The organism is Pseudomonas sp. WS 5532 (assembly GCF_012985445.1).
GTDB classification, from domain to species: Bacteria; Pseudomonadota; Gammaproteobacteria; order Pseudomonadales; family Pseudomonadaceae; genus Aquipseudomonas; species Aquipseudomonas edaphica.
In genome coordinates this window covers 285,265-306,488 of record NZ_JAAQWK010000005.1, presented here as the reverse complement: position 1 = coordinate 306,488, position 21,224 = coordinate 285,265, and the positions used below count along the sequence as shown (strand labels likewise).

Annotated in this window: 19 protein-coding genes and 2 tRNA genes; 1 reads left to right on the top strand and 20 read right to left on the bottom strand. The window is 58.2% G+C overall.

Going from position 1 to position 21,224, the window contains the following annotated elements:
• Positions 1-145: 145 nt before the first annotated feature.
• The 14 genes from rpsO to rlmE all read right to left on the bottom strand — a co-directional run bounded on the left by rpsO (position 146) and on the right by rlmE (position 13,147).
• The gene (gene rpsO, locus HBO23_RS11975; RefSeq protein ID WP_003177875.1) at positions 146-415 is read right to left on the bottom strand and encodes a 30S ribosomal protein S15; all 270 of its coding nucleotides are present in this window, start codon (positions 413-415) and stop codon (positions 146-148) included.
• 115 nt (positions 416-530) lie between these two features.
• Entirely contained in the window at positions 531-1,448 is a 918-nt protein-coding gene (truB, locus tag HBO23_RS11970) for a tRNA pseudouridine(55) synthase TruB (protein ID WP_017139248.1), read from the bottom strand.
• A gap of 3 nt (positions 1,449-1,451) precedes the next feature.
• Positions 1,452-1,847 carry a 30S ribosome-binding factor RbfA gene (rbfA, locus tag HBO23_RS11965; RefSeq protein ID WP_003176137.1) on the bottom strand — a complete coding sequence of 132 codons (396 nt, stop codon included), beginning with the start codon at positions 1,845-1,847 and terminating at the stop codon, positions 1,452-1,454.
• A 159-nt stretch (positions 1,848-2,006) separates the two neighbouring features.
• Positions 2,007-4,526, bottom strand: coding sequence for a translation initiation factor IF-2 (gene infB, locus HBO23_RS11960; protein WP_017139249.1), 2,520 nt, complete (start codon positions 4,524-4,526; stop codon positions 2,007-2,009).
• A gap of 27 nt (positions 4,527-4,553) precedes the next feature.
• On the bottom strand, positions 4,554-6,035 hold the full coding sequence (gene nusA / locus HBO23_RS11955; RefSeq protein ID WP_017139250.1) for a transcription termination factor NusA: 1,482 nt from the start codon (positions 6,033-6,035) through the stop codon (positions 4,554-4,556).
• Positions 6,036-6,082: 47 nt separating this feature from the next.
• Complete coding sequence (gene rimP, locus HBO23_RS11950) at positions 6,083-6,541, bottom strand: ribosome maturation factor RimP (RefSeq protein WP_032865935.1); 459 nt, start codon at positions 6,539-6,541, stop codon at positions 6,083-6,085.
• 140 nt (positions 6,542-6,681) lie between these two features.
• Positions 6,682-6,758, bottom strand: a tRNA-Met gene (locus HBO23_RS11945).
• Between the two features lie 96 nt (positions 6,759-6,854).
• Positions 6,855-6,940 (bottom strand) — tRNA-Leu (locus HBO23_RS11940).
• A gap of 22 nt (positions 6,941-6,962) precedes the next feature.
• Complete coding sequence (gene secG / locus HBO23_RS11935) at positions 6,963-7,346, bottom strand: preprotein translocase subunit SecG (RefSeq protein WP_010206600.1); 384 nt, start codon at positions 7,344-7,346, stop codon at positions 6,963-6,965.
• A gap of 4 nt (positions 7,347-7,350) precedes the next feature.
• Positions 7,351-8,106, bottom strand: a complete 756-nt coding sequence (tpiA, locus tag HBO23_RS11930; protein ID WP_003194193.1) for a triose-phosphate isomerase — start codon at positions 8,104-8,106, stop codon at positions 7,351-7,353.
• Between the two features lie 66 nt (positions 8,107-8,172).
• Positions 8,173-9,510 (bottom strand): phosphoglucosamine mutase, encoded by a 1,338-nt coding sequence (glmM, locus tag HBO23_RS11925; RefSeq protein WP_017139252.1) that lies wholly within the window; start codon positions 9,508-9,510, stop codon positions 8,173-8,175.
• Between the two features lie 15 nt (positions 9,511-9,525).
• Positions 9,526-10,377, bottom strand: coding sequence for a dihydropteroate synthase (gene folP / locus HBO23_RS11920; RefSeq protein WP_017139253.1), 852 nt, complete (start codon positions 10,375-10,377; stop codon positions 9,526-9,528).
• Between the two features lie 8 nt (positions 10,378-10,385).
• Positions 10,386-12,296 carry an ATP-dependent zinc metalloprotease FtsH gene (gene ftsH / locus HBO23_RS11915; RefSeq protein ID WP_032865933.1) on the bottom strand — a complete coding sequence of 637 codons (1,911 nt, stop codon included), beginning with the start codon at positions 12,294-12,296 and terminating at the stop codon, positions 10,386-10,388.
• A 200-nt stretch (positions 12,297-12,496) separates the two neighbouring features.
• Positions 12,497-13,147, bottom strand: a complete 651-nt coding sequence (gene rlmE, locus HBO23_RS11910) for a 23S rRNA (uridine(2552)-2'-O)-methyltransferase RlmE (RefSeq protein WP_017139255.1) — start codon at positions 13,145-13,147, stop codon at positions 12,497-12,499.
• Positions 13,148-13,252: 105 nt separating this feature from the next.
• Here rlmE and HBO23_RS11905 point away from each other — a divergent pair, with 105 nt between their 5' ends.
• Positions 13,253-13,561 carry a YhbY family RNA-binding protein gene (locus HBO23_RS11905; RefSeq protein WP_017139256.1) on the top strand — a complete coding sequence of 103 codons (309 nt, stop codon included), beginning with the start codon at positions 13,253-13,255 and terminating at the stop codon, positions 13,559-13,561.
• An 8-nt stretch (positions 13,562-13,569) separates the two neighbouring features.
• On the opposite strand, the gene HBO23_RS11900 is transcribed toward HBO23_RS11905, so the two are convergent.
• The 6 genes from HBO23_RS11900 to dnaJ all read right to left on the bottom strand — a co-directional run bounded on the left by HBO23_RS11900 (position 13,570) and on the right by dnaJ (position 21,139).
• Positions 13,570-13,974, bottom strand: coding sequence for an MFS transporter (locus HBO23_RS11900; protein WP_170038177.1), 405 nt, complete (start codon positions 13,972-13,974; stop codon positions 13,570-13,572).
• A gap of 28 nt (positions 13,975-14,002) precedes the next feature.
• A complete protein-coding gene (gene greA / locus HBO23_RS11895) occupies positions 14,003-14,479 on the bottom strand; it encodes a transcription elongation factor GreA (RefSeq protein WP_170038175.1) in 477 nt (158 codons plus the stop codon).
• Positions 14,476-17,697 carry a carbamoyl-phosphate synthase large subunit gene (carB, locus tag HBO23_RS11890; RefSeq protein WP_017139259.1) on the bottom strand — a complete coding sequence of 1,074 codons (3,222 nt, stop codon included), beginning with the start codon at positions 17,695-17,697 and terminating at the stop codon, positions 14,476-14,478. Before carB ends, greA begins: the two co-directional genes overlap by 4 nt.
• 105 nt (positions 17,698-17,802) lie before the next feature.
• Entirely contained in the window at positions 17,803-18,939 is a 1,137-nt protein-coding gene (gene carA / locus HBO23_RS11885; protein WP_017139260.1) for a glutamine-hydrolyzing carbamoyl-phosphate synthase small subunit, read from the bottom strand.
• Positions 18,940-19,197: 258 nt separating this feature from the next.
• Positions 19,198-20,004 (bottom strand): 4-hydroxy-tetrahydrodipicolinate reductase, encoded by an 807-nt coding sequence (gene dapB, locus HBO23_RS11880; RefSeq protein WP_170038173.1) that lies wholly within the window; start codon positions 20,002-20,004, stop codon positions 19,198-19,200.
• Positions 20,005-20,014: 10 nt separating this feature from the next.
• On the bottom strand, positions 20,015-21,139 hold the full coding sequence (gene dnaJ, locus HBO23_RS11875; protein ID WP_170038171.1) for a molecular chaperone DnaJ: 1,125 nt from the start codon (positions 21,137-21,139) through the stop codon (positions 20,015-20,017).
• Between the last annotated feature and the right edge of the window lie 85 nt (positions 21,140-21,224).

The following is a 21,224-nucleotide window of genomic DNA, read 5'->3' as shown; positions in this document are numbered from 1 at the left end:
TTCTTGGGCAATGCCGGGAATCGGCCCGACGCTCGTCCAGGGTAAAACGTGTATCCAGATAAAACTTGAGGCTGGGAGCCTGCCATGGGCCAGCGGAAATCCCACTGACACACGGCAGACAACCAACCTCTAGCGCAATCGCTTATTAGCGACGCAGACCCAGGCGACCGATCAGAGTCTGATAACGACCCAGATCCTTGCCTTTCAGGTAGTCCAGCAGCTTACGGCGCTGGTTTACCATGCGGATCAGACCACGACGGGAGTGGTGGTCTTTACCGTTGGCCTTGAAGTGACCTTGCAGCTTGTTGATGTTGTGGGTCAGCAGTGCAACTTGCACTTCTGGCGAACCAGTGTCACCAACAGCTTGCTGATAGTCAGCAACGATTTGTGCTTTTTCTTGAACGTCGAGAGCCATGAGGCAATCCTTTTTTCAGGAAACCACCCAAAGGGCAGTTTCAACAGGCCAGGGACAAATCCCTGTATCTAAAAATGAGTGTTGACCGTGCCTGTTAACAGCCACACTCGTTCGGTCATTCTGACCGAATCAGTCGACGCGGCGCTATACGCCCGTCTTCGCTCACTTCACCGATACCGATAAAGCGACCGTTATGATCCTGTACCCGCACCATACCGAACTTCGGAGCGTCCGGGGCACGTACCGGCTGACCGTTTAGCCAGTAGAACGCGCTGTGCTCCGAGAAGTGCAGCAATGGCCAATCCAGCAAACCGCTGTCCGAGGGCATCAGGAAGCGATCAACCGCTTCATTGCCGCCTTCGGCATGTACCGCTTCCAACTCTTCCAGCGTGACCGTCTGGGCCAGGGTGAAAGGTCCGGCTTGAGTACGTCGCAGCTCTGCAACGTATGCACCACAGCCCAGTTGCTCACCGATATCTTCCACCAGTGTACGAATATAGGTGCCTTTGCTGCAGTCCACCGACAATCGTGCGGTGTCGCCTTCACTGGCGAGCAATTCAAGCCGCGCAATAGTAACAGAACGCGGTTCACGCTCCACTACTTCGCCCGCACGTGCCAGCTTGTAAAGAGGCTGGCCATCACGCTTGAGCGCCGAGTACATCGGCGGTATCTGACTGATTTGCCCACGAAAAGCGGGTAAAACGGCCTCGATATCAGCACGACCAACGGTCACGTCGCGAACCTGCAGAACATCACCTTCGGCATCGGCCGTGGTGGTGGTCTTGCCCAGTTGCATGAGGGTTTCGTAACCCTTGTCGGAATCGAGCAGGTATTGCGAGAACTTGGTGGCCTCGCCAAAGCACAACGGCAGTACACCGGTGGCCAATGGGTCGAGGCTGCCGGTGTGCCCGGCCTTCTCGGCATTGAGCAGCCAGCGAACCTTCTGCAGCGCGGCATTGGAGGTAAAGCCAATGGGCTTGTCGAGCAGAATGATGCCGCTGACGTTGCGACGGATACGTTTGACCTGAGCCACCGCTTACTCCTTGGCGTCTTCAGGTGTGGACGGGTGCTGGCTGTCTTCAGCCACAGCGCGCTCGATCAATGCCGACAGGTGCGCACCACGCACGACGCTTTCGTCGTAGTGGAAGTGCAACTGGGGAACACTGCGCAGCTTCATTTCACGGGCCAACTGCATGCGCAGGAAGCCTGCAGCCGAGTTGAGCACCTTGATGCTTTGCGCGATTTCTTCGCTGTTGTCCTGCCCCATCACGGTGATGAAGATCTTGGCGTGACCCACGTCACGGCTCACTTCAACGGCGGTGATGGTGACCAGGCCAACGCGCGGGTCTTTGACTTCGCGACGGATCAGTTGGGCCAGCTCACGCTGCATCTGATCGCCGATACGTTGGGTACGGCTGTATTCTTTTGCCATGTCTTGTTACCTGTTACTGCCACACGGTGAAACCCGTGGGGTCTGAAAGCGGCAAACGCCCGGCCTGACAAAAGCCAGACCGGGCGTTGCGTTTAGAGTCCGTACGCTGCGCGGGGCATTTGCATGCCCACACGCGGCGTGGCTCCGGAAGTGCGCGAGTTAGAGGCTGCGAGCAACCTGGACCTTCTCGTAGACTTCGATCTTGTCGCCAGCCTTGACGTCGTTGTAGCTCTTGACGCCGATACCGCATTCCATGCCGGCACGTACTTCGGAAGCGTCATCCTTGAAGCGGCGCAGGGATTCCAGCTCGCCTTCGAAGATAACGATGTCTTCACGCAGTACACGGATCGGACGGTTACGGTACACAGTACCTTCGATAACCATGCAACCGGCGATCGCACCGAATTTCGGCGAGCGGAACACGTCACGCACCTCGGCAACACCCAGGATGTTCTCCCGGACATCGCTGCCAAGCATGCCGGTAAGGGCTTTCTTGACGTCTTCGATGATGTCGTAGATGACGTTGTAGTAACGCATGTCCAGGCCTTCCTGCTCGACGATCTTGCGAGCGCCAGCATCGGCACGCACGTTGAAGCCGAACAGTACAGCGTTGGAAGCCAGTGCCAGGTTGGCGTCGGATTCGGTGATACCACCGACACCGCCACCCACAACGCGCACTTGCACTTCGTCGTTACCCAGGCCGTTCAAGGCGCCGTTCAACGCTTCGAGGGAGCCACGAACGTCAGATTTGAGGACGATGTTAAGCGTCTTCTTCTCTTCCTGGCCCATGTTCTCGAAGATGTTTTCCAGCTTGCCGGCGTGAGCACGGGCCAGCTTGACTTCGCGGAACTTGCCTTGACGGAACAGAGCCACTTCACGGGCTTTCTTCTCGTCGGCAACTACGCTCATCTCGTCGCCAGCGTCCGGGGTACCGTCCAGGCCGAGGATCTCGACCGGGATAGCCGGGCCGGCTTCCTTGATTGGCTTGCCGTTCTCGTCGAGCATGGCACGTACACGGCCGTAGTTCGAACCAACGAGCACCATGTCGCCTTGGCGCAGGGTACCGTCTTGAACCAGAACGGTCGCAACCGGGCCACGGCCCTTGTCCAGACGCGATTCAACCACAACACCACGACCAGGGGCCGATGGAGTAGCGGTCAACTCGAGTACTTCGGCTTGCAACAGAACAGCTTCGAGCAGTTCGTCAACGCCAGTACCCATTTTTGCGGATACCGACACGAATGGCGTCTCGCCACCCCACTCTTCAGAAGTCACGCCGTGAACCGACAGTTCGCTACGGATGCGATCGAGATCAGCGCCCGGCTTGTCGATTTTGTTCACTGCAACCACCAGCGGTACGCCAGCCGCTTTCGCGTGCTGAACGGCTTCGATGGTTTGCGGCATCACGCCGTCGTCCGCTGCAACTACCAGGATCACGATGTCGGTAGCCTTGGCACCACGGGCACGCATTGCGGTAAACGCAGCGTGACCAGGGGTGTCGAGGAAAGTCACCATGCCACGCTCGGTTTCAACGTGGTACGCGCCGATGTGCTGGGTAATGCCGCCGGCTTCGCCTGCAGCAACCTTGGCACGACGGATGTAGTCGAGCAGGGAAGTTTTACCGTGGTCAACGTGGCCCATTACGGTCACAACCGGTGCACGGGAAACAGCCTCACCTTCAAACTTCAGGGACTCAGCCAGGGAATCTTCCAGGGCGGTGTCGCTGACCAGGGTCACTTTGTGGCCCAGCTCTTCAGCAACCAGCTGGGCAGTTTCCTGGTCCAGTACCTGGTTGATGGTGGCTGGAGTGCCCAGCTTGAACATGAACTTGATGATTTCAGCTGCCTTGACCGACATCTGCTGGGCGAGATCGCCAACAGTGATGGTCTCGCCGATCTTCACTTCACGCACGACAGGGCCGGTTGGGCTCTGGAAACCGTGGGCGTTGCGTTTTTTCAGCTTGGCCTTGCCGCGACCACCACGACGGAAGCCATCGCTTTCTTCGTCGGTAGTACGTGGGGCAACGCGTGGAGCAGGCGCTTTCTCTTTGACCGAAGCACGATGCGGAGCGTTTTTACGCTCACCATCGCCACCACCACCGCGACGATTGTTATCGTCGGCACGTGGTTTGTCCGGACGACGAGGTTCGTCGCGCTTGCGAGCGTCAGCTGCGGGAGCTGCGGCAACCGGGGCGGCCTCACGCACAGCTTCAACTGGCGCGCTAGGCGCAGCGGCTGCTTCAGTGGCAGCAGGTTGCGCAGCAGCAGGCTGGCGACGCGCTTCTTCTTCGGCGCGACGCTTGGCTTCTTCTTCAGCCTTCTGACGAGCAGCATTTTCTACTGCGCGACGTTCTTCCAGCTCGCGCTTGCGCTCGGCTTCGATTTCTTCCGGGCTGCGCTGTACGAAGACTTTCTTCTTGCGCACTTCAACGCTGATGCTTTTGCTACCAGCAACACGCAGGGTGCTGGTGGTTTTGCGCTGCAATGTAATCTTGCGCGGTTCTTCCACTTTCGCCTTGTGGCTGCTCTTCAAGTGAGTCAGCAAAGACTGCTTCTCACTATCGCTCACACCTTCATCGGCGGCGGTGTGCGGCAGACCTGCCTCACGCATCTGCTGCAACAGGCGCTCTACCGGTGTTTTGACCTCATCGGCCAGTTGTTTCACCGTGACTTGCGTCATGCACTTCTCTCCTCAGGCCGCGCCTAGTTACTCGAACCAATGGGCTCGGGCGGCCATGATCAACTTGCCGGCACGATCTTCGTCAATGCCGTCGATGTCGAGCAGATCGTCAATAGACTGCTCGGCCAGGTCTTCGCGGGTAATTACGCCGCGCACCGCCAGTTCCATCGCCAAATCCTTGTCCATACCCTCAAGCGAGAGCAGGTCTTCGGCCGGATGGGCGTCTGCCAGCTTTTCCTCAGTAGCGATGGCTTTAGTCAACAAGCGATCCTTGGCTCGAGCGCGAAGCTCGTTGACGGTGTCTTCGTCAAAGCCGTCGATGTTGAGCATTTCTTCCAACGGTACGTAGGCAATCTCTTCCAGGCTGGTGAAGCCTTCATCTACCAGCACCTGCGCCAGGTCTTCGTCGACTTCCAGCTCGTCGATGAAGTTGCGCAGGATGTCACCGGTTTCAGCTTGCTGCTTAGCCTGGATGTCCGATTCGGTCATCACGTTCAGGGTCCAGCCGGTCAGTTGGCTGGCCAGACGCACGTTCTGACCACCACGACCAATGGCCTGAGCCAGATTGTCTGCGCCAACGGCGATGTCCATTGCATGGGCATCTTCGTCAACGATAATTGCCGCCACTTCAGCTGGCGACATGGCGTTGATCACGAACTGCGCCGGGTTATCGTCCCACAGCACGATATCCACACGCTCACCGCCCAACTCGCCCGACACTGCCTGGACGCGCGAACCGCGCATACCAATGCAAGCGCCCTGCGGGTCGATGCGTTTGTCCTTGGAGCGGACCGCGATCTTGGCGCGCGAACCCGGGTCGCGAGACGCAGCCATGACTTCGATCAGGCCTTCGGCGATTTCCGGCACTTCGATGCGGAACAGTTCGATCAGCATTTCCGGCGCGGTACGCGACAGGATCAACTGAGGGCCGCGGTTCTCGGTGCGGATTTCCTTGAGCAGCGCACGCAGACGCACGCCGACACGGAAGGTTTCGCGAGAGATGATGTCTTCGCGGGCCAGCAACGCTTCAGCGTTGTTGCCCAGGTCAACGATCACATTGTCACGAGTAACTTTTTTCACGGTGCCGGAGATGATTTCACCCAGGCGCTCGCGATAAGCGTCAACGACTTGAGCGCGCTCAGCTTCGCGAACCTTCTGCACGATGACTTGCTTGGCAGTCTGTGCAGCAATACGGCCGAATTCGATCGACTCGATCTTTTCTTCGACGACATCACCGACCTGGGCGCCCGGATGCGTTTGCGCAACCTTGCTCGGCCAGGTTTCGATGGCCGGATCATCAAGATCGGCTTCTTCGACGACCGTCCAGCGACGGAAAGTCTCATAGGCACCGGTGTGGCGATTGATTTCCACACGCAGATCAACTTCGTCTTCAAAACGCTTTTTGGTAGCAGTGGCCAGGGCCAGCTCCAGCGCTTCAAAAATCACGTTTGCCGGTACGCCCTTTTCATTGGATACCGACTCAACAACCAGCAGTACTTCTTTGCTCATCGTACGCCTCGCCTTTCGCAAGCCATTGGATCCGCGGGATCCGCGTCTCAGTCAAAACTGGGAATAATGTTGGCCTTGTCGATCATATCGATCGGCAACAGGAACTCATGGTCTTCTACCTGCACCACGACATCCTGTTCTTCTACACCGCGCAGAAGGCCCTGAAAGTTGCGTCGCCCTTCAAAGGGTGAGCGCAGCTTGATCTTCACTTGTTCACCGGCAAATTTTGCAAACTGATCAATAGTGAACAGTGGGCGTTCCATGCCTGGCGAGGAAACTTCGAGGGTGTATTCAACGGCGATTGGATCTTCAACATCCAGCACACCGCTGATCTGACGGCTGACAATGGCACAATCGTCCACCAGCACGCCGCCCTCTTTATCGATATAAACGCGCAACATTGAGTGGCGACCTTGAGCCGAAAACTCAATACCCCAGCATTCATAGCCTAGGGCCACGACCACCGGGGCCAGCAAGGCCTGCAACTCTTCTAGCTTGCTCGACACCTGAACCCCCTCGTGCATGTATGTGCATGCTGTGCAAAATAAAAAAATGGGCGAAACGCCCATCCTTGAAACGCCGTCGAACAGCGGCGTTGAAAGTGTCCAGCTAACAAAAAGCCCCTTAAAAGGGGCTCCGCTAAAACTGGTTGCGGGGGCCGGATTTGAACCGACGACCTTCGGGTTATGAGCCCGACGAGCTACCAGACTGCTCCACCCCGCGACAAAGCTGGGGCGGAAGTATACGACCGATCCCTTACAGGGTCAATGTAACCTTCCACCTACAAGAAAGCCCGCAACAGCGGGCTCTCCTGATAATTGGTACCGAGAAGGGGACTCGAACCCCTACACCCTATGGGCACAACCACCTCAAGGTTGCGTGTCTACCAATTCCACCACCTCGGCAATACAGCGTTTACAACCCTTCTTACTTCTGCTCTTGAGCTGGAGGTACGTCAGTCGCTGGAGTAGCCGACTTTTGCTCTTGAAGCACCGGGACATCATCAGAAGCCGGTTTTGCTTTTGGTACTTCCAACACTGCTGGGTTTGGGAGACCTACCTGAGTCAGCACATGAGCTTTCTCTTTAGCAAAGTAACCTAACCCCAAGCTGGTTATGAAGAAACCGGCGGCAAGTATAGCAGTAAACTTACTAAGAAAGGTAGAGGAACCTTGGCTTCCGAACACAGTATTTGAAGCACCTGCACCGAAAGACGCACCAGCATCCGCACCTTTACCCTGTTGCAACAAAACCAGGGCAACTACGCCCAGGGCAGCCAACAGATGAAAAACGACTACGACTGTTTCCAGCATTTTTTCAGTTTCCCGCGGCGCGACAGATCGCACCGAACTCATCTGCATTCAGGGAAGCTCCACCAATGAGCCCCCCATCGATATCCGGCATGCCGAACAGTTCGACCGCATTGGCCGCCTTCACGCTGCCGCCGTATAGAAGCCGCACACCTTGCGCGACTTCAGAATTCTCTGCCGCTAACTGCGCGCGGATGGCTGCATGCACATCCTGCGCTTGTTGCGGTGTAGCAGTCAGCCCGGTGCCAATGGCCCAGACCGGCTCGTAAGCAATTACTGCCTTTGCAAATGCACCAACACCCAGCTCCTCGATGATGCTGCCCAGCTGACGCGAGACAACCTCAAGAGTCTTGCCCGATTCACGCTGCTCCAGGGTCTCCCCTATGCACAACACTGGAATCAAGCCACAAGCCTGTGCCGCTGCGAACTTGCGGTTGAGTGTCCCATCACGCTCGCCCATCATCTGACGGCGCTCGGAGTGCCCGACAAGCACATAGGAACAACCCGCATCAACCAGCTGACTCGGTGAAATCTCACCGGTCAACGCACCTTGCATGGGTTCCACCGCAGAGTTCTGCGCGCCGACCTGAATCGACTTGCCTTTCAAACCATCAACCACCTGGTTGATATGCAAGCAAGGCGGGAAAACCGCAACATCAACACCGCTAGGCAAGGCCAAGTGACGAAGGCCATTGATCAGCTCAGCGACACTGGCGCGGGTACCGTGCATCTTCCAGTTACCAGCTACCATAGTGCGACGCATGCTGTACCTCGTCGGTCAAAGTGGGCGCAGATGTTACCCAACCACACCATCACTGGCAAGCCGAATTCAGGCGCAAATTTCAGTTACCAGTTTTGCCAGGTCTTCGGCGTGGCCGCGAACCTGTGTTTCGTCCTCGCCTTCGACCATGACACGCACCAGCGGCTCTGTGCCGGACTTGCGCAACAACACGCGGCCACGCCCAGCCATTGCAAGGGTCACACGCTCGCAGGCGTCTTTGACAGCAGGGTGCTCGATAGGGTTTTCGCCACCGGCAAAGCGCACATTCAGTAGAACCTGCGGGCACTTGCGCAGCGCCTGGCGCGCTTGAGCCAGACTCTCTTTGCGACGACGCAAGGACAGCAATACCTGCAGCGCAGCAATAATGGCATCGCCCGTGGTGGTGTGCTGGAAGCAAACCACATGCCCCGAGTTCTCTCCGCCCACCAGCCAGTTACGCTCCAGCAGCTCGGCGATGACATAGCGGTCACCGACATTGGCGCGTACAAACGGAATCCCAAGCTCGGCCAAGGCCAACTCAAGCCCGAGATTGCTCATCAGCGTGCCAACCACACCGCCTTGCAGCTTGTCACGCTCATGCAGGTCGCGGGCAATGATGAACAACAGCTCATCGCCATCAACCACCGCACCGGTGTGATCCACCATCAATACGCGGTCACCGTCGCCATCGAAGGCAATACCGAGGTCAGCGTGCTCGGCCAGGACAGCAGCCTGCAGCTGCTCCATATGCGTCGAGCCGCAGTTATCGTTGATATTCAAACCATTTGGCTGGGCCGACAGCACCGTCACATCGGCACCCAGCTCCTTGAATACGCTGGGCGCCACTTTGTAGGTTGCACCGTGAGCACAGTCGACAACAATTTTGAGGCCGGCAAAGTTGGTGCTGGTCGGCACACTGCTCTTGCAGAACTCGATGTAACGGCCTGAGGCGTCATTGATACGCGAGACCTTGCCCAGCTTGCTGGACTCAACCACGGTCATCGGCGCGTCCAGCAACTCTTCGATCATCAGCTCGATCTCGTCCGGCAGCTTGGTGCCCTGGCCCGAGAAGAACTTGATGCCGTTGTCATCATGGGGATTGTGCGAGGCACTGATCACGATACCGGCTTCAGCGTGGAAGGTACGCGTCAGGTAAGCGATTGCCGGCGTCGGCATGGGCCCCAGCAGCATGACATCGGCGCCTGCGGCAGACAGCCCCGCCTCCAGCGCAGATTCGAACATGTAACCCGAGATGCGAGTGTCTTTGCCCACCAGGATGCGGCAAGCGCCCATGCTGCGGAACGCCATACCTGCGGCCCAGCCCAGCTTAAGCATAAAGTCAGGAGTAATCGGGAATTCGCCGACCCGACCACGAATACCGTCGGTGCCAAAATATTTTTTAGTCATAAGTGCTCCATCGTTCTATTCGGCTGATTCTACCGCGGCCAGCATGCGCACCACATCAACCGTCTCGGCGACATCATGCACCCGCAAAATACGCGCGCCCTTGGTCACGGCAAGTGCCGCCAACGCCAGGCCACCGTACAACCGCTCACCCACAGGGCGATTCAGGGCCAGCCCTATCATGCTCTTGCGCGACACGCCGACCAACAAGGGTCGACCAAGGGCGTGCAAAGCTTCCATATGCTTGAACAGGCTCAAGTTGTGTTGCAGGGTCTTGGCGAAGCCAAACCCGGGATCCAGGATAATCTTTTCGGCTGCGATGCCCACCTTGGCGCATTGAGTCATTCTTTGCGCAAGAAACCCACTCACCTCACCAACCAGATCATCGTAATGCGGGCTGTCCTGCATATTGCCGGGCTCTCCCAACATATGCATAAGGCACACCGGCAGTCCGGTTGCCGCCGCCGCATCCAGCGCGCCATCACGCTGAAGGGAGCGCACATCGTTGATCAGCCCCGCACCGAGGCGCGCTGTCTCGCGCATTACTGCGGGAGTCGAGGTGTCCACCGAGATGATCACATCCAGCTCACGGGCAATCCGCTCGACGATTGGCGCGACCCGCTCCAGCTCCTCCAAGGGAGAAACCACGCGAGCGCCCGGTCGAGTTGACTCACCACCGACATCAATCAAGGTCGCGCCAGCCGCCACCATCGCCTCGGCATGACGCAACGCGGCATCCTGCTGATTGAAGCGGCCGCCGTCAGAAAAAGAATCGGGGGTTACATTAAGAATGCCCATGACATGCGTATGGGCCAAATCAAGAACCCGGTTGCCGCAAGGCAACCGGGTGGAGGACAGCGCAGAAGTCATTTCAAACCTTAGTGATCAGCTGCGGGGCCGCCGATTGGGGCTTCAGGACGTTCGTTCTGTACCACAGGCGGGGTGCCCGAGGTACCCGAACCACCTTCCCAATCACGAGGCTCACGCGGTGCGCGACCCGCCATGATGTCGTCAATCTGATCGGCATCAATGGTTTCGTACTTCATCAGCGCATCAGCCATTGCATCGAGCTTGTCGCGGTTATCCGTCAGGATCTGCTTGGCCGTGCCGTAGCACTGGTCAATGATGCTGCGCACTTCGGAGTCAATCAGCTTGGCTGTCTCACCCGAGAAGCTGGCAGCTTGACCGCCGCCACCACGACCCAGGAACACTTCGCCTTCTTCCTCGGCATACATCAAAGGACCGAGTTTTTCCGACAAACCCCACTTGGTCACCATGTTCCGCGCAATCTGGCTGGCACGCATGATGTCGTTAGAAGCACCGGTGGTCACACCGTCGAAGCCAAGCGTCATCTCTTCAGCAATCCGGCCGCCATACAGAGAGCAGATCTGGCTGATCAGCGCACGCTTGGAGAGACTGTAACGATCCTCTTCCGGCAGGAACATGGTCACACCCAGCGCACGGCCACGAGGAATGATCGACACTTTGTAGACCGGGTCATGCTCAGGCACAACGCGACCAACAATGGCGTGACCGGCTTCGTGATAAGCGGTGTTCTGCTTCTCTTTCTCGGACATGACCATGGATTTGCGCTCGGCGCCCATCATGATCTTGTCCTTGGCCAGTTCGAACTCTTTCATTTCAACAATGCGCTTGCCGGTACGGGCAGCGAACAACGAAGCCTCGTTGACCAGGTTGGCCAGGTCGGCACCGGAGAAGCCTGGCGTACCACGGGCAATCACGGCCGGAGCCACGTCGTCACCCATTGGCACTTTGCGCATGTGTACTTTCAGGATCTGTTCGCGACCGCGAATATCCGGCAGCCCCACCACAACCTGACGGTCGAAACGGCCTGGACGCAGCAACGCTGGGTCGAGCACATCCGGACGGTTAGTCGCGGCGATGACGATGATGCCGTCATTCATTTCAAAGCCGTCCATCTCAACCAGCAATTGGTTGAGGGTCTGCTCACGCTCATCGTGACCGCCACCCATGCCGGCGCCACGATGGCGACCCACGGCGTCGATTTCGTCGATGAAGATGATGCACGGTGCGTGCTTTTTGGCCTGTTCGAACATATCGCGAACACGGCTGGCACCAACACCGACGAACATCTCGACGAAGTCAGAACCGGAAATGGTGAAGAACGGCACCTTGGCTTCACCGGCAATCGCCTTGGCCAGCAAGGTTTTACCGGTACCCGGAGGACCGACCATCAGCACGCCGCGAGGAATACGGCCGCCCAGGCGCTGGAACTTGCCCGGATCACGCAGGAACTCAACCAGCTCACCGACTTCTTCCTTGGCTTCATCACAACCTGCGACGTCAGCCAGGGTGGTTTTCACCTGATCTTCAGAGAGCAGGCGCGCCTTGCTCTTGCCGAAGCTCATCGGCCCGCCCTTGCCTCCCGCACCACCTTGCATCTGGCGCATGAAGAACATGAACACGGCGATAATCACCAGGATCGGGAAGCTCGCTACCAATAGCTGAGTCCAGATGCTCTGCTGTTCAGGCTGCTTGCCTTCAACCACTACGTGGTTATCCACCAAGTCGCCGATCAGACCGTTGTCCTGGATTGCCGGACGAATGGTCTTGAAGCTGTCGCCATCGTTGCGCTTGCCGGTGATCACATAGCCATCAACCGCTACGCGCTCGACCTTGCCATCCTTAACTTGCTGGATGAAGTCGGAATAGTTGAGGGTCTGCGGCTCGTTAGGGCTGGAGAAGTTGTTCATCACCGTCACCAGGACAGCCGCGATGATCAACCACAGGATCAGATTCTTTGCCATATCGTTCAATTAACTACCCTCTGAAGCAAGCTCCGCTACTGGCGCGCGCTTCGCATGATATTCACCGGCCTAACTTACTACATTACCTACAACTCTGGCAGGCGCCGTCTGTAACCCTTTGTGAAACTTTGACTACACAATATTCGTAAAGCTTCGTGACGAAAGCGATATAAAAAAACCTATCGCCCTCCTCGAATTCCTCAAAAACGCTCTTCGCTCTCCGCACCTTCGACACCACGGAAGCCGCGGCACAGCAGGTATTGCTCGCGTGACCGGTCTCGCGAAGAGTCTGGTTTGCGCGTCTGTACCTTGTCGAACAATTTGCGAATGTTCTTGTGGTACTCGTCAAAACCTTCGCCCTGGAAGACTTTCACCAGGAAATCACCACCGGGACGCAAAACCCGACCCGCCAGATCCAGTGCCAACTCGCACAGGAACATGGCTCGCGGCATATCAACGGCCGGTAATCCACTCATATTGGGGGCCATGTCGGAAATCACAAGGTCTACCTGCGAATTTCCCACAGCCTCAAGGATCTCGGCCAACACCGTGTCCTGGGTGAAGTCGCCGTGTACAAAGGTCACATCCGGGATGCTGTCCATCTCAAGGATGTCTGAAGCGATCAATCGTCCTTGCCCACCAATCAGACGACTGGTCACTTGGGACCAGCCACCAGGGGCTGCGCCAAGGTCGATAACGCTCATGCCTGGACGAATCAATTTATCCTTGTCCTGGATCTCCAGCAGTTTGTAGCTGGCCCGGGAACGGTAGCCGTCCTTTTGCGCCTTTTTGACGTAAGGATCGTTGAAATGTTCTTGTAGCCACTTAAGGCTGGTTTTGGAACGGGCCACGGGCCACCTCGAAAATAAAACGGGTCGTGATTAACTGGGCGGTCCCGGACTCGCTCGGGTAAACTGGCCGCCGCTTTTTACAAGATCAGACGCAGGGGTCAGATTATGCCGCTCACTCAAGAGCAGAAGAAACAGTACAAATCCATTGGCCACCATCTGAAACCAGTTCTGATTGTGGCAGACAACGGTTTGACTGAAGGTGTGTTAGCCGAACTGGAACGCGCATTGGGCGATCATGAACTGATCAAGATCAAGGTCAACATCCTTGACCGCGAAGCGCGTTTGGCCGCCATTGCAGAACTGTGCAAGGTCGGCAAAGCGGACCTGGTACAGGTCATCGGCAAGATGGCACTGCTGTATCGCAAGAACTTCAGCGTCAACAAGCAGCTGTCGAACGTACACCGCTTCAAGTAATACAAGGGTCACGGGCGTGCTTCGCGCGCCCCGCCGCTCCATCCCGGTGCCGGCTGTATAACCAGCACCAGGCCGGAGAACCCTAGCACAAGATAGCTGAATAGCTGCCAGCGCAACGCTTGCGGCAGCCACACATGCACCACGCAAAACATTGCGCACGCATACAGCGCCATCAACAGCAATTGGCCGCGAATATCCCGCCACAAGCTCCTCAAACCCTCGGTCTTGACCAGCACCAATGCCTGGAGCGTCACGCACGCCGCTGCAAAACCCACCAGCAGCGCACTCAGCATTCCGTTGAGCTCATCGATCAGCAGCGGTGCCAGGCCAATCAGGCCCAACACCGGCAGCACACCGATGTGCAACAACCATAGGCCACCCACCCAAAGCATCTGGGCGAGCTGCCAAAGCATGGCGCCCGCACGAAGCGGGCGCCGCCTTTCAGACGTGACGAACTTCAACAATCTCGTACTCGGTAACGCCACCTGGCGTCTTAACGGTCACCACATCACCCTCTTCCTTGGCAATCAGGGCGCGGGCCAGTGGCGAGCCAACAGAGATTTTACCGAGTTTGAAGTCAGCCTCGTCTTCACCGACGATGTGGTAAACCACGCGCTCGTCAGTTTCGACGTTGGCGATTTCTACGGTCGTGCCGAAAATCACTTTGCCGGTCTTCGGGATGGTCGTGACATCGATGATGACCGCATTCTGCATGCGACCCTCGATATCACGGATCCGCGCCTCGACCATACCTTGCTGCTCACGAGCAGCGTGGTATTCGGCGTTTTCCTTCAAGTCACCCAGCTCGCGGGCCGTACCGATGTCCTGGCTCAGCTTCGGGCGGACGACCTTGGTCAGATGGGCGTGTTCTTCTTCCAGGGCTTTGGCGCCCTGGACGGTCATTGGGTATTTGGTCATGCCTTCAATCCTGCGTGTAGATCCTGCAAGCGACGCACGGTCTTTTCCGGACCGAACTTGAGCGCTTCGCAGATGGCTTCGCCAGCAGCAATGGTGGTGGTGCAGTAGATCTTGTGCTGCAAGGCATTACGACGAATGGAATAGGAGTCCGCGATCGACTGGCGACCTTCGGTGGTGTTGATGATCAGCGTGACTTCGTCATTCTTGATCATGTCGACCACGTGCGGACGGCCTTCCGTCACCTTGTTCACGCGACGTACTTTCAGGCCGGCAGCTTCGATCAGCTTGGCGGTCCCGGCAGTTGCCACGACTTCAAAGCCCAAGTTGATCAGATCACGGGCCACGCCTGCAACCAGTGGTTTGTCATCATCACGCACGCTGATAAACGCAGTACCGCCGGTCGGCAGCACTTCGCTGGCGCCCATCTGGGCCTTGGCGAATGCTTCACCGAAAGTGTCACCCACACCCATCACTTCACCGGTGGACTTCATCTCTGGGCCCAGGATCGGGTCCACACCAGGGAATTTGGCGAATGGGAACACCGCCTCTTTCACGCTGTAGAAGTTAGGAATGATTTCCTTGGTGAAGCCGATTTCCTTCAGGGTCTTACCCGCCATCACGCGGGCAGCGATCATGGCCAGGGACACACCGATGCACTTGGAAACAAATGGCACGGTACGCGAAGCACGCGGGTTCACTTCGATGACGTAGATGTCTTCGCCTTGCAGCGCCAACTGAACGTTCATCAGGCCGACCACGCCCAGTTCCAAGGCCATTTTCTTGACCTGTTCGCGCATCTCGTCCTGGATGTGCGCTGGCAGCGAGTACGGCGGCAGCGAGCAAGCGGAGTCACCGGAGTGAACGCCAGCCTGTTCGATGTGCTGCATGATCGCGCCGATGACTACGTCGGTACCGTCGCACACCGCATCCACGTCCATTTCGATGGCGCAGTTGAGGAAGTGGTCCAGCAGCACCGGGCTGTCGTTCGACACTTTCACCGCATCACGCAGGTAGCGCTTGAGTTCTTCTTCTTCGTAGACGATTTCCATCGCCCGGCCACCCAATACGTAGGACGGACGCACCACCAGCGGGTAGCCAATCTTGCTGGCGGCGCGGATGGCTTCGTCTTCGCTGCGCACGGTGGCGTTTGGCGGCTGACGCAGGTTCAGGCGCTCGACCATTTGCTGGAAGCGCTCACGGTCTTCGGCACGGTCGATGGCGTCAGGGCTGGTGCCGATGATCGGCACGCCGGCCGCTTCCAGGGCACGCGCCAGTTTCAGCGGGGTTTGGCCGCCGTACTGCACGATCACGCCTTTCGGCTTCTCGACGCGGCAGATTTCCAGCACGTCTTCCAGGGTTACCGGCTCAAAGTACAGACGGTCGGAAGTGTCGTAGTCAGTCGAAACAGTTTCCGGGTTGCAGTTGACCATGATGGTCTCGTACCCGTCTTCGCGAAGCGCGAGGGCGGCGTGTACGCAGCAGTAGTCGAACTCGATACCCTGGCCAATACGGTTCGGACCGCCGCCCAGGATAATGATCTTGTCGCGGCCCGACGGCGCGGCCTCGCACTCTTCCTCGTAAGTGGAGTACAGGTACGCGGTGTCGGTGGCGAACTCGGCCGCGCAGGTATCAACGCGCTTGTAGACCGGGAAGATTTCCAGCTTGTGGCGGTGGGTGCGCAGGTTCTTCTCGGTCACACCCAGCAGCTTGGCCAGACGCTGATCGGAGAAACCTTTGCGCTTGAGGCGGAACATCAGGTCGCGGTCGATAGAGGACAGACCGAGGGTCTTGACCTTCTCTTCTTCCTTGATCAGATCTTCGATCTGCACCAGGAACCACGGATCAATCATGTTCATGCCGAAGATCTGTTCGACGGTCATACCCGCGCGGAAAGCATCGGCCACGTACCAGATACGCTCGGCGCCCGGCACGGTCAGCTCGCGCTTGAGCACGCTCATGCTTTCCGGGTTGCTCAGGTCGAGCTTTTCATCCAGGCCGCAAACACCCACTTCCAGGCCGCGCAGGGCTTTCTGCAGGGATTCCTGGAAGGTCCGGCCGATGGCCATTACTTCGCCAACCGACTTCATCTGAGTGGTCAAGCGTGCGTCGGCCTTGGCGAACTTCTCGAAGGCAAAGCGCGGCAGCTTGGTCACGACGTAGTCGATGGACGGCTCGAAAGACGCCGGCGTAGCGCCGCCCGTGATTTCGTTTTGCAGCTCGTCCAGGGTGTAACCGATCGCCAACTTGGCGGCGATGCGCGCAATCGGGAAGCCGGTCGCTTTCGAAGCCAGTGCCGAAGAACGCGACACACGCGGGTTCATCTCGATGACGACCATGCGGCCAGTGTCCGGGCAGATGCCGAACTGAACGTTGGAACCGCCGGTTTCAACGCCGATCTCACGCAGTACCGCCAACGAGGCGTTACGCATGATCTGGTATTCCTTGTCCGTCAGGGTCTGCGCCGGAGCAACGGTGATCGAGTCGCCGGTGTGCACGCCCATCGGGTCGAAGTTTTCGATGGAGCAGACGATGATGCAGTTGTCCTTTTTGTCGCGGACAACCTCCATCTCGTACTCTTTCCAGCCGATCAGGGATTCGTCGATCAGCAGCTCTTTGGTCGGCGACAGGTCCAGGCCACGGGCGCAGATTTCTTCGAACTCTTCACGGTTGTAAGCAATACCGCCACCGGTGCCGCCCATGGTGAAGGACGGACGAATGATGCACGGGAAGCCCAGCTTTTCGAGAACCGCGTTGGCCTCTTCCATGCTGTGGGCAATGCCGGAGCGCGGGCAGTCAAGGCCGATGGACTTCATGGCCTTGTCGAAACGCGAACGGTCTTCAGCCTTGTCGATGGTGTCGGCGTTGGCGCCAATCATCTCTACGCCGAACTTCTCCAGAACGCCTTCGCGCTCCAGGTCCAGGGCGCAGTTGAGTGCGGTCTGGCCACCCATGGTCGGCAGCAGCGCGTCGGGACGCTCTTTTTCGATGATCTTGGCAACGGTCTGCCACTTGATCGGTTCGATGTAAGTGGCGTCGGCCATGTCCGGGTCGGTCATGATGGTGGCCGGGTTGGAGTTCACCAGGATGACGCGGTAACCCTCTTCGCGCAGGGCTTTACAGGCCTGGGCGCCGGAGTAGTCGAATTCGCAAGCCTGGCCGATCACGATCGGGCCAGCGCCGAGAATCAGGATGCTTTTTATGTCTGTACGTTTTGGCATGGGTTTGTCACTCAAATCCGCAGGTCAGTCGGCAAGCCGTCTTGAACAATCGTTGAAGAGCCTGCGGGGGCCACCGAGGTTCGGGGCCGCCCGCAGGCCTCTCAGTCAGCGTCGCTTGGCCATCTCATTGATGAAACGGTCGAACAGCGGCGCTACGTCGTTCGGGCCAGGGCTGGCTTCAGGGTGGCCCTGGAAGCTGAACGCGCTCTTGTCGGTGCGCTCGATGCCTTGCAAGGAGCCGTCGAACAGCGACTTGTGAATGGCGCGAACGTTGCTCGGCAAGGTTGCTTCATCCACCGCAAAACCGTGGTTCTGGCTGGTGATCATCACAACGCCGGTGTCCAGGTCTTGTACCGGGTGGTTGGCACCGTGGTGGCCGTGGCCCATTTTCAGGGTCTTGGCGCCGGACGCCAGGGCCAGCAGTTGGTGACCGAGGCAGATGCCGAATACCGGAATCTCGGTTTCCAGCACGTCCTTGATTGCCTGGATGGCGTAGTCGCATGGCTCAGGGTCACCCGGGCCGTTGGACAGGAACACGCCGTCCGGTTGCAGGGCCAGCACATCGCTCGCAGGCGTTTGCGCCGGCACCACGGTCACGCGGCAGCCGCGCTCAACCAGCATGCGCAGGATGTTGTACTTCACGCCGTAGTCGTAGGCCACAACATGGTATGGCAGCTCGCTGGCGTCGATGGTCGCGTGACTGTCGGTCTTCAAGTCCCAGACAGTGGAGCGCCACTCGTACTTCTCTTTGACGCTGACAACTTTCGCCAGGTCCATGCCCTTCAGGCCAGGGAAGCCTTGGGCAGCGGCAATCGCCGCCTCTTCGGAGATATTGTCACCGACCATGATGCAGCCGTTCTGCGAGCCTTTTTCACGCAGGATGCGTGTAAGGCGACGCGTATCGATACCGGCGATCGCCACAACATTGTTGGCTTTCAAGTAATCGGACAGCGACATCGTGTTACGCCAGTTGCTCGCAACCAGTGGCAGATCACGAATGACCAGACCGGCCGACCAGACACGATCAGACTCAACGTCTTCCGGCGTTGTACCGGTGTTGCCGATGTGCGGATAGGTCAGGGTAACGATTTGCTGGGCGTAGGAAGGATCGGTAAGGATTTCCTGATAGCCGGTCATGGCAGTGTTAAACACTACCTCTCCAACGGTTTGACCGTCGGCTCCAATGGCTTCGCCGCGAAAAATGCTGCCATCAGCAAGGGCGAGTATGGCTGGCTTAGTCAAGAAGACCTCCCGTAAATAAAGCCTGAAAGGGCGATCGCAGGTTGTAAAAAAGCGGAGTGACGTATGGACACGTCACCCCGCTTCTTCACTGAATTATTCTGCGCGCTTTTAGTGGACACACTAAAGCTGTAGCTTACAGAAAAAGGCTTTTTTGGTCCACCGCTAATGAGCCTTAAAGGCAGGGGAATGCGACAGGACGTCGCCTAGCGGGTAAAAACGGGGCCTAAGCATAAGCTTGAGGCCCGGTTTTGGCTACTCTTAGTGCAGATCCAGCACGTCGCGCATGTCATACAGACCAGGCTCACGACCTTCCAGCCAGAGCGCCGCACGCACCGCACCCTTGGCAAATGTCATGCGGCTGGAGGCTTTGTGCGTGATCTCCAGGCGCTCGCCTTCACTTGCAAACAGCACGGTGTGATCACCCACCACATCACCACCGCGCACAGTGGCAAAGCCGATGGTGTCATGGGCACGCGCACCGGTATGGCCTTCACGCCCGTAAACAGCGACTTTGGACAGGTCGCGCCCCAGGGCATCGGCAATCGCCTCACCCATGCGCAGCGCAGTACCCGACGGTGCATCGATCTTGTGGCGATGGTGGGTCTCGATGATCTCGATATCCGCCTCATCACCCAACACGCGCGCGGCCAGGTCCAGCAACTTGAGCGACAGGTTCACGCCGACGCTGAAGTTGGCGGCGAAGACGATCGGAATATCCTTGCCCGCCTCCACCAGCAACTGCTTCTGCTCGGCATTCAAGCCTGTGGTGCCGATGACCATGGCCTTGCCCGTCTTGCGGCAGAACGCCAGGTTTTTCAGCATCACTTCCGGCAAGGTGAAGTCGATCAGCACATCAAACTCGTCAGCCACCTGCTCCAGGTTGCCCGACAACGAAACGCCGATGCGACCCAGCGAAGCCAGCTCACCGGCGTCCGCACCGATCAGCGTGCTGCCAGGGCGAACAATCGCCGCCGTCAGCCCGGAGGCCGGCGAGCGCTGCTGCACCGCCTCGACCAAGGTCTTGCCCATGCGCCCAGCAGCGCCCATTACGGCTATACGTCGCATATTCACGTCCTTACAAGTCGCCGAAGAAGCGCTTCACGCCATCGAAGAAGCCGGTGGTTTTCGGCGAATGGGAGTCATCGCCTTCCAACGAGCTGCGGAACTCTTCAAGCAGGTCGCGCTGACGACGGCCGAGGTTGACGGGCGTTTCCACCGCCACACGGCACATCAAGTCGCCAGCACCGCCACCGCGCACCGGCGCAACGCCTTTGCCACGGATACGGAACTGCTTGCCGGTCTGGGTGCCTTCCGGGATCTTGAGCTTGACCCGACCATCAAGGGTCGGAATTTCCAGCTCGCCGCCCAATGCCGCGTCGACAAAGCTGATCGGCACCTCGCAGAACAGGTGTTTGCCATCACGCTGGAAGATCGAGTGCTCACGCACATTGATCACCACGTACAGGTCGCCCGTCGGGCCACCTTGAGTGCCCGCCTCGCCTTCGCCAGACAGGCGAATACGGTCACCGGTATCAACACCCGCCGGCACTTTCACCGAAAGGGTCTTGTACTCTTCGACACGACCTTCGCCGTGGCAGGAGTCGCACGGATCGGAAATGATCTTGCCCTGGCCATGGCAGCGCGGGCAGGTCTGCTGCACCGAGAAGAAGCCCTGCTGCATGCGCACCTGGCCAATACCGCCACAGGTCGGGCAGGTAATCGGCGAGGACCCCTTCTTGGCCCCCGAACCGTCGCACGGCTTGCAATTGACCAGTGTCGGTACACGGATATTGACCGTGGTACCGCGCACAGCCTCTTCCAGGTTCAGCTCCAGCGTGTAACGCAAGTCACTGCCACGCTGGGCACCGCCGCGCTGACCGCCACGGCCGCCACCAAAGAAGTCGCTGAACACGTCGCCGAAAATATCGGAGAAGTTCTGACCACCAAAACCGGCACCGCCGCCACCCATGCTCGGGTCGACACCGGCATGGCCATACTGGTCGTAGGCCGCGCGTTTACTGGAATCAGACAAGCATTCGTAGGCCTCATTGGCCTCTTTGAACATCTCTTCGGATTCTTTGCTATCCGGATTACGGTCCGGGTGGTGCTTCATCGCCAGGCGACGGTAAGCCTTTTTCAGGTCCGCCTCGCTGGAGCCGCGCTCCACACCCAACACTTCGTAATAGTCACGCTTTGCCATAAGTCTTTGCACTCTTAAGGACGTTCAGCCCGGCCCTCCTGAGCCTTGCCGAACTCGTTGAGCCCCAATACAGGCCCGGACCCAA

Coding starts and splice junctions, on each gene's coding strand:
- rpsO (WP_003177875.1), bottom strand. CDS start 415: ATGGCTCTCGACGTTCAAGAAAAAGCACAAATCGTTGCTGACTATCAG.
- rbfA (WP_003176137.1), bottom strand. CDS start 1,847: ATGGCAAAAGAATACAGCCGTACCCAACGTATCGGCGATCAGATGCAG.
- infB (WP_017139249.1), bottom strand. CDS start 4,526: ATGACGCAAGTCACGGTGAAACAACTGGCCGATGAGGTCAAAACACCG.
- nusA (WP_017139250.1), bottom strand. CDS start 6,035: ATGAGCAAAGAAGTACTGCTGGTTGTTGAGTCGGTATCCAATGAAAAG.
- secG (WP_010206600.1), bottom strand. CDS start 7,346: ATGCTGGAAACAGTCGTAGTCGTTTTTCATCTGTTGGCTGCCCTGGGC.
- tpiA (WP_003194193.1), bottom strand. CDS start 8,106: ATGCGTCGCACTATGGTAGCTGGTAACTGGAAGATGCACGGTACCCGC.
- glmM (WP_017139252.1), bottom strand. CDS start 9,510: ATGACTAAAAAATATTTTGGCACCGACGGTATTCGTGGTCGGGTCGGC.
- folP (WP_017139253.1), bottom strand. CDS start 10,377: ATGACTTCTGCGCTGTCCTCCACCCGGTTGCCTTGCGGCAACCGGGTT.
- ftsH (WP_032865933.1), bottom strand. CDS start 12,296: ATGGCAAAGAATCTGATCCTGTGGTTGATCATCGCGGCTGTCCTGGTG.
- HBO23_RS11905 (WP_017139256.1), top strand. CDS start 13,253: ATGCCGCTCACTCAAGAGCAGAAGAAACAGTACAAATCCATTGGCCAC.
- HBO23_RS11900 (WP_170038177.1), bottom strand. CDS start 13,974: ATGCTTTGGCAGCTCGCCCAGATGCTTTGGGTGGGTGGCCTATGGTTG.
- greA (WP_170038175.1), bottom strand. CDS start 14,479: ATGACCAAATACCCAATGACCGTCCAGGGCGCCAAAGCCCTGGAAGAA.
- carB (WP_017139259.1), bottom strand. CDS start 17,697: ATGCCAAAACGTACAGACATAAAAAGCATCCTGATTCTCGGCGCTGGC.
- dapB (WP_170038173.1), bottom strand. CDS start 20,004: ATGCGACGTATAGCCGTAATGGGCGCTGCTGGGCGCATGGGCAAGACC.
- dnaJ (WP_170038171.1), bottom strand. CDS start 21,139: ATGGCAAAGCGTGACTATTACGAAGTGTTGGGTGTGGAGCGCGGCTCC.